Annotated in this window: 14 protein-coding genes; 12 read left to right on the forward strand and 2 right to left on the reverse strand. The window is 51.3% G+C overall.

From position 1 onward, the window contains the following. Window positions 1-12: 12 nt before the first annotated feature. Both ACLIN2_RS28825 and ACLIN2_RS28830 read left to right on the forward strand, forming a co-directional pair. Window positions 13-675, forward strand: a complete 663-nt coding sequence (locus ACLIN2_RS28825; protein WP_092268374.1) for a sulfite oxidase-like oxidoreductase — start codon at window positions 13-15, stop codon at window positions 673-675. Between the two features lies 1 nt (window position 676). Further along, window positions 677-1,396 (forward strand): nucleoside phosphorylase, encoded by a 720-nt coding sequence (locus ACLIN2_RS28830; protein ID WP_301170292.1) that lies wholly within the window; start codon window positions 677-679, stop codon window positions 1,394-1,396. Window positions 1,397-1,464: 68 nt separating this feature from the next. On the opposite strand, the gene ACLIN2_RS28835 is transcribed toward ACLIN2_RS28830, so the two are convergent. Together ACLIN2_RS28835 and ACLIN2_RS28840 are read right to left on the reverse strand one after the other, a co-directional pair. Next, window positions 1,465-1,791 carry an ArsR/SmtB family transcription factor gene (locus ACLIN2_RS28835; protein WP_400583374.1) on the reverse strand — a complete coding sequence of 109 codons (327 nt, stop codon included), beginning with the start codon at window positions 1,789-1,791 and terminating at the stop codon, window positions 1,465-1,467. 18 nt (window positions 1,792-1,809) lie between these two features. Continuing rightward, window positions 1,810-3,573 (reverse strand): SulP family inorganic anion transporter, encoded by a 1,764-nt coding sequence (locus tag ACLIN2_RS28840; RefSeq protein WP_411502855.1) that lies wholly within the window; start codon window positions 3,571-3,573, stop codon window positions 1,810-1,812. A 283-nt stretch (window positions 3,574-3,856) separates the two neighbouring features. Here ACLIN2_RS28840 and ACLIN2_RS28845 point away from each other — a divergent pair, with 283 nt between their 5' ends. The 10 genes from ACLIN2_RS28845 to ACLIN2_RS28890 all read left to right on the forward strand — a co-directional run bounded on the left by ACLIN2_RS28845 (window position 3,857) and on the right by ACLIN2_RS28890 (window position 14,252). Beyond that, window positions 3,857-4,456, forward strand: a complete 600-nt coding sequence (locus tag ACLIN2_RS28845) for a glycerol-3-phosphate responsive antiterminator (protein WP_411502856.1) — start codon at window positions 3,857-3,859, stop codon at window positions 4,454-4,456. Next, a complete protein-coding gene (locus ACLIN2_RS28850) occupies window positions 4,434-5,096 on the forward strand; it encodes an HAD family hydrolase (protein WP_122961053.1) in 663 nt (220 codons plus the stop codon). Before ACLIN2_RS28845 ends, ACLIN2_RS28850 begins: the two co-directional genes overlap by 23 nt. A 5-nt stretch (window positions 5,097-5,101) precedes the next feature. Then, window positions 5,102-6,169, forward strand: coding sequence for an ABC transporter ATP-binding protein (locus ACLIN2_RS28855; RefSeq protein ID WP_327931258.1), 1,068 nt, complete (start codon window positions 5,102-5,104; stop codon window positions 6,167-6,169). Further along, on the forward strand, window positions 6,169-7,107 hold the full coding sequence (locus ACLIN2_RS28860; RefSeq protein ID WP_400583365.1) for a carbohydrate ABC transporter permease: 939 nt from the start codon (window positions 6,169-6,171) through the stop codon (window positions 7,105-7,107). The genes ACLIN2_RS28855 and ACLIN2_RS28860 overlap by 1 nt, the downstream gene beginning before the upstream one ends. A gap of 28 nt (window positions 7,108-7,135) precedes the next feature. Next, window positions 7,136-7,963: a carbohydrate ABC transporter permease gene (locus ACLIN2_RS28865; RefSeq protein ID WP_122926546.1), complete on the forward strand. Its 828-nt coding sequence runs from the start codon at window positions 7,136-7,138 to the stop codon at window positions 7,961-7,963. A 50-nt stretch (window positions 7,964-8,013) separates the two neighbouring features. Beyond that, complete coding sequence (locus ACLIN2_RS28870) at window positions 8,014-9,321, forward strand: ABC transporter substrate-binding protein (protein ID WP_092268458.1); 1,308 nt, start codon at window positions 8,014-8,016, stop codon at window positions 9,319-9,321. Between the two features lie 22 nt (window positions 9,322-9,343). After that, window positions 9,344-10,063 carry a glycerophosphodiester phosphodiesterase gene (locus ACLIN2_RS28875; RefSeq protein WP_122961056.1) on the forward strand — a complete coding sequence of 240 codons (720 nt, stop codon included), beginning with the start codon at window positions 9,344-9,346 and terminating at the stop codon, window positions 10,061-10,063. 190 nt (window positions 10,064-10,253) lie between these two features. Beyond that, on the forward strand, window positions 10,254-10,853 hold the full coding sequence (locus ACLIN2_RS28880) for an SET domain-containing protein (RefSeq protein WP_411502857.1): 600 nt from the start codon (window positions 10,254-10,256) through the stop codon (window positions 10,851-10,853). 98 nt (window positions 10,854-10,951) lie between these two features. Beyond that, window positions 10,952-12,619: a glutamine--tRNA ligase/YqeY domain fusion protein gene (locus ACLIN2_RS28885; RefSeq protein ID WP_092268363.1), complete on the forward strand. Its 1,668-nt coding sequence runs from the start codon at window positions 10,952-10,954 to the stop codon at window positions 12,617-12,619. 298 nt (window positions 12,620-12,917) lie between these two features. Then, window positions 12,918-14,252: an APC family permease gene (locus tag ACLIN2_RS28890; RefSeq protein WP_327931266.1), complete on the forward strand. Its 1,335-nt coding sequence runs from the start codon at window positions 12,918-12,920 to the stop codon at window positions 14,250-14,252. Window positions 14,253-14,263 lie beyond the last annotated feature (11 nt).

Below are 14,263 nucleotides of genomic sequence, written 5' to 3' on the forward strand. Positions count from 1 at the left end.
GAGGAGTGCGTGATGAACAAGGCAGAACGTATCAAACGAATGAAGGTGCCGACAGTCGATCCGGCATTGGCAAAGCGTCTCCCGCCTGGGCAAGTGCTGACGGAGCGTTTTCCGATTCTCCATGAAGGTGAAGTGCCTGTCTACGACATGAACGAGTGGACACTTCGCGTATTTGGAGAGGTCGATCGGGAAGTGACCTTGACTTATCAACAGATCATGGATATGCCGCAGTCGACAGTTACCCGCGATATTCACTGCGTGACGCGTTGGTCCCGTTTTGACAATGCCTTTACTGGGGTTCGCTTCCGTGATTTCATGCAGGCGATCGGAGTGACGCCGAAAAGCTCTTACGTCATGCTGCATGGCGACCAAGGATATACGACCAACCTGCCTCTCAGCGATTTGGATCGCGAGGATGTCCTGTTGGCGCATTCGTTGGACGGAGAGCCTCTGACGGACAAGCATGGCTGGCCGCTGCGTCTAGTCGTGCCGCATCTGTATTTCTGGAAGAGTGTGAAGTGGCTGCGCGGCTTTGAATTTATCGATGAAAACAAACCTGGCTTCTGGGAGCAAAACGGCTTTCATATAAATGGGGATCCTTTTTTAGAAGAGCGGTTCTCCGGAGAAGCGTTGCCGATTCCGGAAGACGAGTGGGAGAAAAAGGAGTTTGATTAAGATGCTGACGAATCTGAAGATAAATCCCGCCGAGCTGCCAAAGCGCGTCATTGTGTGTGGGGATCCGAAGCGTGCGGCTTTGATCGCGTCCAAGCTGGGCAATCACCGCCAGCTGGCGGAAAACCGGGAGTATCATAGCTACGCAGGGGAATGGAAGGGCGTTGAGGTGGCGATTGTCAGCCATGGCGTCGGTTCGCCAGGGGCGGCAGTCTGCTTTGAGGAATTGGCAAAAGGCGGAGTAGAAGTCATCATCCGCGTGGGCACGGCTGGCTCCTATCAACAGGAGATCCAACCGGGCAGCCTCGTCATCAGCACGGCAGCTGTTCGCCAGGATGGACTGACCAGCCAGCTCGTGCCTCCAGGATTTCCGGCAATCGCAAATCGCCAAGTGGCAGGGGCGCTGGTCGAAGCAGCAAAGTCTAGCAATTCCGGTCTCCACATCGCAGAAGGCATCACGTTGACGCTGGACGTTTTCTACAACGGTGTACTGGAATTCCCGCACAAGCTCTATCAAAAAGCCGGAGTACTGGCTGTTGAGATGGAGAACTCCGCGCTGTTTGTCATCGCAGCCTTGCGCGGGATGAAAGCCGGATCTATTTTGGCCATCGACGGTTTTGCTGATGCTGACCTGCTGCAGGATTACAATCCGCATACGGAAACTTTGGCCAAGGCCATTGAAGCAGAAGCCTTGATCGCTCTGGATGCCGTCATTAGCGTGTAGTGAAAAAGGGGAAAAAGCCCAGGACATTTGATAGGGTCCTGGGCTTTTTCTATGGTGTGGGGACTTCGCTAATCTTCGTTGAAACGGTCTAGCATCGAAATGGCATCAATCAGGTGGTTGTTAAAAATTTGGCGGGCCACTGACAAGAGCTCTATAATCATCGGGTCACGCAGGGAGTAGGTCACTTTGTTGCCGTCTTTTGTTCCGTGCACGATGTTTTTGCTTCGCAGGACGGCGAGCTGCTGGGAGACGGCTGACCCCTCACTGCCAATCAGGGTTTGAAGCTCGTTTACATTTTTGTCTCCCTCGGACAAGAGCTCCAAAATGCGAATGCGCAACGGATGACCCAAGGCTTTAAAAAAATCAGCTTTAAACTGTTGCAGTTCTAAATTCAATGAAAGAATCCTCCATCTTTAAGAATCCGCAGGCAGCTCCCGGTTCTGGGCAGCTGCAGTCTGCCTGATGTTTCCCTGATCGGATAGTGCGGAACACTCACGAAAGACAAAATGCTGACAGCCCAGGCATTTTGCATGATTCAGTCTGGTCAGGGCACTGTCGATGGCCTCTCCGGTGTGCGCGAAATCGTTCTTCGCCCCGATTCTTTCGTAGAGGCCAGTGCGTTTCAAAAGAGCTTTGGGTTGATCCCGCAAGCCGGAAAAAAGCACCGTTCCGCCTTGCAAGTGAAAGTGCCGGACAATGCTCGCTAGACTTGCCTCCCCCGTGGTGTCCAGAAAAGGAACTCCTCCCATACGCAGAAGCAGGATACCGGACGAAGACGTAGCTTTGCTGAGAATAGACTTTTCAAGCAGGCTCGCATCCCCGAAGAACAGGGGGCCCTCAATCGTGAAGATGCTGATTTGCGGGCAGTCGTGCACGGCTGAAACCATGTGAGGCATGACCTTCTGGTGTTTGCTGTCTGGATCTGGCAGTGCTTTGGCAATCATCAGCGATCCGCTCATCCGTTTGACGAAAAGGAGAATGGCTAGAACCAGCCCAACTTCAACAGCAAGGGTTAAATCGGTAAATACGGTAAGAAGAAATGTAATCAAAAGGACGATGGAATCGCTGGTCTTGGTTTTGAGTATACGAAGAAATTCCCTGCGCTCGCTCATGTTCCATGCCACCAGCATCAGGATAGGTGCCATGCTTGCCAGCGGAATGTGTGAGGCATAGGGAGCAAATAAGACCAGTATCAGCAAGACGATGAACCCGTGAATCACACCGGACAGAGGAGAGGCAGCGCCGCTTCTGATATTGGTAGCTGTACGGGCGATGGCTCCTGTAGCCGGAATGCCGCCGAACAGGGGCGTGATGATATTCGCGATCCCCTGACCGATCAACTCCCGATTGCTGTTATGCCTTTGGTTGGACATGCCGTCAGCCACTACTGCAGACAGCAAAGACTCGACAGCTCCCAACAGAGCGATGACCAGCGCAGGATTCAACAAGGTCTGGATGCGTTCGAGTGTGATTTCGGGAAAATGAAAAGAAGGCAGTGTGCCGGGAAAAGCTCCAAATGTTGAACCGATCGTGGCGACGTTCTCTTCAAATAATAGCACAGCTACGAGAGTGGAGATAACCAAGCCGATGAGGGAACCAGGGACTTTTGGGAAAATCCGCGGCGTCAACAGGATGAGAGCGAAGCAAATGCACGCTGTCGTGATGCTGTACAGGTTGAGAGTGGAAAGATGAAGCACGATCTCCTTCATATTGGAGAGGAAGTCCTCATGCTTCTGAATGTCGCGAAGGCCCAGAAAGTGTACGATTTGCCCACTGAAAATGATGACAGCAATTCCTGCGGTAAACCCGACAGTCACCGGCCGAGGAATGTACTTGATCAAAGCGCCGAGCCTGAGCACCCCCATGATGACAAGCAGGATCCCTGCCATGAGTCCGGCTATCAGCAGATTTTCATACCCGTATTGCATGACGATGGCAAATAAAATGGGGATAAACGCTCCAGTGGGACCGCCGATCTGAAAGCGCGACCCTCCGAACAGGGAAATCAAAATGCCCGCGACAATGGTGGTGTAAATGCCATACTCCGGTTTGACTCCAGAGGCGATCGCAAACGCCATTCCGAGTGGCAGCGCGATAACAGCTACGATGAAACCAGAAACACAATCCTTTCGAAACGACTGCATCGAATAGCCTTCGAATCTTCCTGTCCACTTCATGATAGAACCCTTCTTATCTTTGAATATTTGATTATTTGAATATAGATTATGATAAGAGTGGTTCACTCATTCTGTCAATTCACATTTCCTTTTCCCTTTTTTAACATGTCCTTCACGTTACCTTAACGCTGCTGGAGTACCATTCTAAGTGACAAGTGAACAGATTCCCTCGGTTGGAGCCATGGAGAAACCCCCGACAGCAACACCCAAGCACTTTCCTCGAGAGTTCTTTGGCATTGTTGTTTCGCAGGGTTTTTTGCTATGCGCAAAGGAGGACAAACAAATGAATGCAACGGAATTCCTCGCAAGACTCGATCACTACAAGCTGATTGCTTCGGTGAAGGAAGCGAAGTACCTGGAAAAAGCCGCAGAGGCAAATCTGAGTGCAGTCGTTCTCTCCATCGGAAACATCGGGGTGATCAAAGGTTACGTCGATTTTTTCAAAAGCCGCGACATTCCCGTGTTTATCCATTTGGAGCGTGTCGGCGGAATCAGCTACGACCGGGAAGGAATCGCCTTTCTTTCCCATTATGTTAAGCCAGATGGAATCGTAACGACGAGGAATACCTTGATCAAGCTGGCAAAAAAACAAGGTCTGCTGACGATACAGCGACATTTTCTGGTAGACAGCGATGCGCTGAAGTCCGGGCTTCAATCCATTCAGGAAACACAGCCTGACGCTGTAGAGCTGATGCCGGGTCTATTGCCAGAATTTCTCGAAGAATACAGAAGCATGCTGGATACCCCGATTATTGCAGGTGGCCTGATCCGCAAGCGAGAGCAGATGGAGCGTGTACTACAGCATGGTGCGACAGCTGTCTCCGTAGGTAGCCCCTCATTGTGGAAGGAGAATTTTGTACATGATTCACGCCCTGTTGTTTGATCTCGACGGGACACTCTTGGACAGTCGAGACGCCGTGATCGATGCCGTTGCCCATACAGCAGAAAAATACGCACCCGGTCATTTTAGCCGGGAGGAGCTGCTCGGACGCTTTGGGGAATCGTTTGACGACTTTCTCGCAGCCGTAGCAGAGGCAGCGGGTATGCCGGACAAAAAAGAAGTGCTCGATGACTATTTCGCCTATGTCCGGGAAAATCACGAGCAGCATGTGAAGCTCTTTCCGTTTGTGCGCGAAGGCTTGGAGAAGCTGCTGGCGGCAGGCTATGAACTGGCGATTGTCACCAACAAGCAGCGCGAATTTGCGCTGGCCGGGCTGGAGCTGGCCGGAATTGACCATCTGTTTGCGTCGATTGTCACCGTAGACGATGTCTCCCAGGGCAAGCCTTCTGCTGAGCCTGTCCAAAAGGCGCTAGCTGAGCTGGGGAGACGCCCGGAGCAGGCCATGATGATTGGCGACAGCCGTTTCGATGTACTGGCCGCTGTGGGAGCAAACGTACAGGCAGTCGTGCTGGAATGGTATGGACCAGAAGAGTGGCAGCATGCCGTTCCGGATTACCGCTTCGTTGATTTTGAAGCCTTTGTTGGTGAGATGCTGACTGTAAAAATGCAAGGAGGGATCTGATCCAGATGGCACGAGTGGTGTTAAATCAAGTAACCAAATCATTCGCCAATCAACAGGTCGTAAAAGGGATTAATCTCCTGATTCCCGATGGATCGTTTACGGTTCTGGTAGGACCTTCGGGATGCGGGAAATCTACGACGCTGCGGATGATCGCCGGGTTGGAGAGCGCAACAGGCGGCGAGATCTTGATCGGGGATCAAACGGTCAATCAGCTGCCGCCGGGAAAAAGGGACGTAGCGATGGTGTTTCAAAACTACGCCCTGTACCCAACGATGAACGTCTACGACAACATTGCCTACGGATTGCGAAATCGTGGCACCTCGAAAAAAGAATGCCAAGTTCTCGTAGAGGAAATTGCGGAGATCGTCGGCTTGACCCAGTACCTCAAACGCAAACCGTCCCAGCTCTCTGGCGGTCAGCGTCAGCGCGTGGCATTGGCGCGGGCAATGGTGAAGAAGCCAAAAGTGTTTTTGATGGACGAACCGCTTTCCAACCTGGACGCGAAGCTGCGCAACCAGATGCGGGTAGAGCTGACGAGTCTGCATAAGCAGCTGGGCAGCACGTTCATTTACGTGACGCATGATCAGGTGGAAGCGATGACGATGGGCGATCAGATTGTCGTCATGAGTGAAGGCAATATCATGCAGGTGGCAGCACCACTGGAGCTGTATCAGGAACCGGACAACCTGTTTGTCGCCCAGTTTATTGGCTCTCCGGCGATGAACATTGTGAAAGATGAGGAAAACAGTGCGGTAGTATGGGGATTCCGCCCAGAGAAGGCGCAGCTGCTTGCCGAGTCTGCAGCACCTGCCTCATCGATCGAGCAGCGCGTTTTGCGAGGAACGGTGATCTCGCGTGAAATCCTGGGAGCGGAGTCACTTTGCCACGTGGAAACGGAAAAAGGACGCATCGTCGTCAAAGTCGATACGGAAATTTCGATCCAAATGGGTACCCACGTACAAGTGGTTGTAGATGCCGCTAACATTTACGAGTTTGATCGGGCAACCGGGAAACGGATAGGGAAAGGCGTTGGGCGAGTGGGTCAGCATGCATTGGCTGGAGGGATGGTCTGATGCACAAAGCGGTAGCTGCACCAGAGCTTTCCGGAACGAGTAATCAAGCAGCGGAAGTCCCCATCGATTGGATGGAGCGGCTTCGACCATACCTGTATGTCGCTCCTGCTATGCTGTTTTTTGCCCTCTTCTTCTTCTTTCCCATCGGCTATGTGATTTACTTGTCCTTTTTTGACTGGTCCTTGCTGAACCTGGAAGAGATGGAGTGGGTTGGGCTCGGTAACTTTACGGCGTTGATGGCGGAGGAAGATTTTTGGCAGGTATTGGGCAATACGCTCATCTATACCGTCGTCACGGTTGGCTTGGGGATCCTCCTGTCCTTTATGCTGGCGCTCTGGCTCAATCGGAAGGCAAAAGTATTCGGGATTGTCCAGGCAGCTGTCTTTAGCCCGCACATCGTGTCACTCGTCTCCATCGCGATGCTGTGGATGTGGCTCATGGACCCGCAGTACGGTCTGTTGAACGCCATCCTGGAGATGGTGGGATTGCCCGGGTACTCGTGGCTGTCAGACACGAAGAGCGCGATGGTCTCCCTGATCCTGGTCAGCATTTGGAAGGGTGTGGGGTACAACACGCTGGTCTTCATCGCTGGGATGCAAAGTATCCCGAAAGATATCTACGAAGCGGCGGACCTAGACCACTCTCCCTGGTGGCGGACGCTGACACGCATTACCATTCCGATGCTTTCACCAACGATGTTTTTCTTGCTCGTCATCAATACGGTCTCGTCCTTTCAGGTGTTCGACACGATTTACATCATGACGCAGGGTGGGCCGGTCAACAGCACCAACATGCTCGTCTTTTACATCTATGAACAAGGCATGGACTTTTACAACGGCGGTGCTGCCTCTGCCGCGTCAGTCATCCTGCTCGCCATGGTAGGCTTCTTGACTTGGCTGCACTTCCGCTTGATGGAGAAAAGAGTTCATTATCGGTAAGACATTCAACCAGAAAGGAGACTCGCTCATGTTGCAAGTAGGAAGAACCGCATGGAAAACGGTAGAGTGGGTGCTGCTGGCAGCTGTCGGACTCGTCTTTGTCTTCCCGTTTCTGTGGATGTTCTTGACTGCCTTTAAAACCATGCCGGAGGTCTATCAGTTTCCACCGACATGGTGGCCCGAGTCCTGGCAATTCGAGAACTTCCGTATCGCTTGGAGCTCCGGACCGTTCGTCACCTACGTCATGAACAGCATTTTGGTGGCTGGCGGCATCTTGATTCTGCAGTTTCTGATTGCGGTGCCCGCTGCCTATGCCTTTGCCCGGTATCGTTTTCCGGGACGCAACCTGCTGTTTGGTCTGAGTCTGATTGCCTTAATGATTCCTTCGCAGGTTATCTTTTTGCCGGTCTACGTGGAGATGAGCCACTGGGGGCTGGTCAACACTTTGTGGTCGCTGATTCTCCCGTTTGGCGCCAGCGCATTTGGGATATTTCTCTTGCGCCAAGCCTTCATGCAGGTACCTGATGAAGTCATCGAGGCTGCACGTCTCGACAGTGCATCGGAATGGAAAATCATGTGGACCATCATGGTTCCGATGGCAAAGCCGGTGCTTGTCACCTTTGGATTGTTCAGCTTTATCTACCACTGGAATGATTACTTCTGGCCTCTGATCATGACGAACAGTGATAGTGTGCGTACGCTGCCGATCGGGATCTCGATGCTGAAGGCAGCGGAAGGCGGCAAGCAGTGGAACGTCATCATGGCAGGCAACATGATTCTCGTCCTGCCCATCCTCGTCGTCTTTTTCTTCGCACAGCGGCACATTATCAGCGCGTTTGTCTATCAGTCCAAATAAGCGGTATCCATTAAAAGGAGGATCTATTCGTGAAAAAGTTACAGGTATCCATGTTGGCGTGTGTACTTAGCGTGACAGCAGTTCTGGCAGGGTGTGGAAGCAGCAAGGAAGCGGCAGGCACGAATACGCAATCGGGTGGAAGCACAGCGCCGCAAGGACAGACTGCGAGTGCAGGCAAACCGGTGGAAATCGACTTCTGGTATGCGCTCGGCGGCAAAAACGGGGAATACATCGAAAAGATGGTCAAGGACTTCAACGCCTCGCATAAAGATATTGTGGTAAAGCCCGCGTACCAAGGAAGCTACTATGAAAACCATTCCAAGGTACTGGCCTCTGTATCTGCCGGGAACCAGCCTGATGTGACCATGGTAGAGGTAGGCTCGATCGGTGCATTCGCGGATGCGAAAGTGCTGGAGGATCTGGGACCATACGCGAACGGAGCGGAGAAGAAGTACATTCCTGGACTTCTGGGGAACTCCTACTGGAAAGACAAACTGTACGCCATTCCTTTCAACCGCTCGACTCCGCTCTTGTACCTGAACCGCGACATGCTGAAGGCAGCAGGACTCGACCCGAATGGACCGAAAACATGGGAGGAGCTGCGTCAATTCTCTCAGGCTATGACGAAAAAAGAAGGAGACAAGACAGCTACCTACGGCTTCTCTACTCCAATTGACATCTGGTTCTACGAAGCGCTTGTATTCCAAAGTGGCGGTAAAATCCTGACGGACGACAACAAAGAGCTGGCGATCAACACAGAAGCGGGTAAAGCGCCGCTGGAATTCTGGACAGGGATGTTGAAGGAAGGTGTCATGAAGGCACCTCCAGGTGAGAAGTACAACGCATGGGATGTTGCCAAACAGGATTTCCTCAATCAACAAGTCGGCATGATTTTCACTTCGACAGGGGACTTGCGCTCTTTGAAAGAAAATGCCAAATTTGATTTGGGAACAGCTTTCCTGCCAGCGAACAAAAACTTTGGTGCACCAACAGGCGGAGCGAACCTGGTCATGCTGGCTAAATCCAGCGATGAAGAGAAAAAAGCTTCCTGGGAATTCATGCAGTGGATGACAGATACGAAGCAAACGATTCCGTTCTCTCTGGAATCCGGCTACATGCCTGTAACGACCGAAGCAGTCGAGTCCGAAGATATGAAGAAGGCCTATGAAAAAGAGCCGAACTTCCAAGTGGCAGTAAAGCAGCTGGAATACGCTTCTCCACGTCCGATGGTACCTGGCTATAAAGAACTGCAGGAAGTCATCATGACCGAGATCCAGCGTGCCGTTTTGGGTCAGGCTAGCGTAGACGAAGCCATCCAAAAAGCGACGGAAAAAGGACAAAAGCTGCTGAAAAAATAAATAGGTTTGGGGAGTGAGCAACATGAACATTTGCATGGCACACCGCGGTTGGTCAGGCAAGGCGCCGGAAAATACGATGGCGGCTGTACGCCTCGCATTGGCAGAGCCAGCGATTTTTGCAATGGAGATTGACGTGCAGCTATCCAGCGACGGAGTTCCTGTGCTCATCCACGACTTTACGCTCGGACGCACGACAAATGGCAAGGGTCTTGTAAAGGATCACACGCTGCAACAGCTGCGCGAGCTGGATGCAGGCAGCTGGCTGGACGAAAGGTTCACAGGAGAGCGCATCCCGACGCTGGATGAGGTACTGCAAGCTGTCAAAGGTCGCTGCACGCTGAACATCGAGCTGAAAGCGACGAGCGACATGTATCCGGGGATTGCCGAGAAGGTATTGGCTCTCTTGGAGCAGCATGATATGAAGCAAGAGGTCTACATCACGTCTTTTGACCACGAGCTGATTCGTCATGTGCGTACGCTGGATGAAACCGTGGTAACTGGTCTGATCGTAGGAGGCCGTCCCGTTCTGATGCTGGAGCAGCTGCAGGAAGCGGGAGCGAATATCCTTTCCATGGGCTATCCGTATTTGACTAAAGAACTGGCAGTGGAAGCGATTGAAAAAGGGTATAAGGTGGTTGCATGGACCTTGGATGATCCTGAGCACATCCGTACAGTGATGTCGTGGCATCCAGACGTACAGATTTGCACGAACCATCCGGATCGCATGCTTGAGTTTGTGTAAAAGTATAAAAAGGAAAAGCCGCCTGTGGGATGTCTCAGGCGGCTTTTCTTGTGCAAGAACGTGAGCTGGCTAGCTAGTCCAATCTAATGGCAGGTATTTCCCTCGGTTTTTTCACAGTCAATCGTACACCTCCATTGACCGAACTGCTTATGATAAGAAAAAGGCAGCTTCGCCAAGGAGTGACTGCACCATGATGCATCCCGATACCGAGTTGCGCTATATCAATGATCAAATCGGGTATGGCGTGTTTGCGACCAAATTCATTCCCAAAGGGACAATCGTGTGGGCGATGGATGATCTGGATCAGGTATTGGATCCGACATTCGTGGAAACACTGGATCCATTACGAAAACAGGACGTGCAGAAATATTCGTTTAAAAATCAGTTCGGAAAGTACATCCTGTGCTGGGATAAAGCTCGATACGTGAACCACAGCTTCCACGCGACATGTGTAGCGACGATGTACGATATGGAGCTGGCTGCACGTGACATTCATCCAGGAGAAGAACTGACAGACGATTACGGAACGTTGAACTTGGATGAACCCTTTGACTGTTTACCGGAGGAAGGCACGGATCGTTCGAGAGTGATGCCAGACGATCTGCTGCGCTACTATCGACAATGGGATGAGATTGCAGCGGGAGCGTTCGAGCATTTCAATCATGTGGATCAACCGTTGTTACATCTGATACGTCCCGAGCACAGGAACAAGCTGAACGCCATTCTGAATCATCATATGCCTGTAGATTCTGTGATTCAGCTCTATTACCGGCCTCCATCAAGAGCATAACTGCGCGAGTGTTTGACATCGGGCCGGTCACACGGCCCGATTTTGTTGAACTATGGAAGGAGAATCAGTATTATGGAATGTAAAGGTGAAGTGAAAGGTTGATTTCATTGGAAAACAAGGTAGCGTCATCTAACTTTATCCGAAATATTGTGATTGATGACTTGCAGGAAGGCAAAGTAAAAGAAGTCATTACCCGATTTCCTCCAGAACCGAACGGGTATCTTCATATTGGACATGCGAAAGCAATCATCCTGAACTTTGAATTGGCTCACGAGTTTTCCGGGAAAGCACACTTGCGTTTTGACGACACGAATCCGGTTAAGGAAGATACCGAATACGTCAATGCGATCAAGGAAGACGTGAAGTGGCTGGGCTTCGATTGGGACGGGCTGTTCTTCGCTTCTGATTACTTTGAGGAAATGTACAATCGTGCCGTTCTCCTTATCAAAAAGGGAAAAGCGTACGTGGATGATCTGTCGCCAGAGGACATGCGCAAGTACCGTGGGACATTGACGGAGCCAGGCGTGGATAGTCCTTTCCGCAATCGTTCTGTGGAGGAAAACCTCGACCTGTTTGCACGGATGCGCAACGGTGAGTTCAAGGACGGGGAAAAAGTTCTTCGTGCCAAGATCGACATGGCTTCTCCAAACTTCAACATGCGCGACCCGGTTCTCTACCGCATTTCCCATGCCTCCCACCACAACACAGGGGATAAATGGTGCATCTATCCGATGTATGACTTTGCTCATCCACTGGAGGATGCCATCGAAGGAGTGACACACTCGCTCTGTTCCCTGGAGTTTGAAGACCACCGCCCTCTGTACGATTGGGTAGTGGCGGAGTGCGAAATGGAGCATGTGCCGCGTCAGTATGAGTTCGCTCGTCTGAATTTGACCAATACCGTCATGAGCAAGCGGAAGCTGAAGCAGCTCGTGGACGAAAATATTGTAGATGGCTGGGACGATCCGCGCATGCCTACCATTGCAGGATTCCGCCGCCGCGGCTACACACCTGAGGCGATTCGTGCGTTCGCTCGCGAAGTAGGGGTAGCCCGCAGCAACAGTACCGTCGATGAAAAAATGCTCGAGCACTTCATCCGGGAAGACTTGAAGCTCAAAGCGCCACGCACGATGGCTGTCTTGAACCCGTTGAAGGTCGTCATCACCAACTACCCAGAGGGCCAAGTGGAAATGCTGGAGGCAGAAATCAATCCGGAAAACGAAGAAATGGGCAACCGTCAAATTCCGTTTTCCCGCGAAATCTACATCGAGCAAGACGATTTCATGGAGAACCCGCCAAACAAGTATTTTCGCCTGTACCCTGGAAACGAAGTGCGCCTGAAAAACGCGTATTTCATTAAGTGCAATGACGTAATCAAGGATGCAGATGGCAACGTGATCGAGATCCATTGCACCTATGACCCGGAAACGAAGAGCGGAAGCGGCTTTACCGGACGCAAGGTCAAAGGAACCATCCATTGGGTGGAAGCTACGCAAGCGGTTCCGGCTGAATTCCGTTTGTACGAGCCTTTGATTCTCGATGAAGAGGAGAACGAGGGGACGTTCCTGGATAACATCAATCCGAATTCCCTCGAGGTGCTGAAAGGTTTCGTAGAACCAAACATGAAGGAAACAAAACCGCAAGACAAATATCAATTCTTCCGCCATGGCTATTTCAACGTGGATTCAAAGGATACAAACGGTGACAAGCTCGTGTTTAACCGCATCGTATCGCTGAAGAGCTCGTTTGAACTGCCAAAGGCGTAACGGGAAAATGCAACGGCAATAGAGAGACGCTGCTGGTATGGGGAACTGTGCCAACAGCGTTTTTTTAACGTATAGGAATTTATAAGCTTTAGGCTTATGAATTCCGGAGCGCATGGAAACTTACAGCTAAAACGCGGTCGCTCCTCCTTGAATTGGCCTCGATAGAGGTTTTCTTACGTAGAGGAATGGAGCGGCATTTACACGGATGCATCTGAAGCGCATGACGAAGTGGTTTTAGTGGATATTCAGTTCATAATAGGTATAATTATTCATATTGTGAATAAAAGGGGGACAGGTAGTGAACGGAACAACGGAGCTTCAGCGCAGTTTGAAATTATGGCATATCGTGGTGATCGGTCTTGGATATATGGCGCCAATGGCTGTTTTTGATACGTTTGGCATTGTAGCACAAGAGACGGGAGGACATGTCCCGGCAGCGTATGCCGTTACCCTGCTCGCGATCTTGTTTACAGCCGCAAGCTACGGGAAAATGGTGCGCGTCTTTCCTTCCGCAGGGACCGCTTACACGTATACGCAGGAGACGATTCATCCCTATGCTGGATTTTTGGTGGGATGGGCCTCTTTGCTGGACTATTTGTTTTTACCGATGATCAACGCGCTCTTAACCGGTGTGTACCTGTCATCTGTTTTTCCTGATGTCCCGACACATTGGTGGATTGTTGGCTTTATTCTTCTCATAACCTTGTTGAACGTATTTCGGGTCACCGTGACAGCATCGGTGAATTCCTTTCTGGTATTGTTTCAAATATCGGTTGTGGTTGTTTTTGCGGGATTGGCGATTCGCGGCTTGATGGGGGGAGGCGGAATCGAGCAGGTGTTTACGGTGCGCCCGTTTTTTTCGCCGGATTTATCGTTTGCGGCGCTGCTTTCGGGGGCATCGATCCTTTGCTTCTCTTTCCTCGGGTTTGATGCGGTGACGACACTGACGGAGGAAACGATCGATGCGAAGAAAACTATCCCCCGAGGTATTTTCCTCGTCGCTTTATGTGGTGGAGCGCTGTTTATCACAGCATCCTATTTTTCACAGTCGCTGTTTCCAGATGCTTCGGTCTTTTCTGACCCGGAAGCAGCGTCAGCAGAAATCGCCCTTTCGATCGGGGGAACGATTTTTCAGCTCGTCTTTTTGGCAGCTGCCTTGTCGTCTACATTGGCATCCGGGCTTGTTTCCGTCACCAGTGTTACACGTTTGCTGTACGCGATGGGACGGGACGGCTACCTGCCGAGAAAGTGGTTTGGCTATATTCACCCCCGCTTGAAAACACCGTTGTACAATGTTTTGTTGGTCGGCCTGCTGATGACGGGGGCGCTGTTTTTGGACTTGCTCACGGCTACATCATTTATTAACTTCGGGGCATTGATCGCCTTTAGCTTTGTCAATCTCAGCGTCATTGCTCATTATGTATGGAGGCAAAAGCGCTTGCGGGTGACCCAGTGGTGGAGCTATCTTCTCTCGCCGTTAATCGGAGCCACGTTTATTGGCTTTTTATGGGTCAATCTGGATATCAAGTCGATGATTCTCGGTTTGATGTGGACATTTGTGGGCTTCATCTATCTGCTGTATCTGGTGAAAGTGAAGCACACCAAGCTGGAGCGAATGAAGTTCGAAGAGTAGCGGGGGGAACA

Origin of the sequence: Brevibacillus centrosporus (genome assembly GCF_046622605.1) — a bacterium.
In the GTDB taxonomy this organism is placed as follows: Bacteria; Bacillota; Bacilli; order Brevibacillales; family Brevibacillaceae; genus Brevibacillus; species Brevibacillus centrosporus.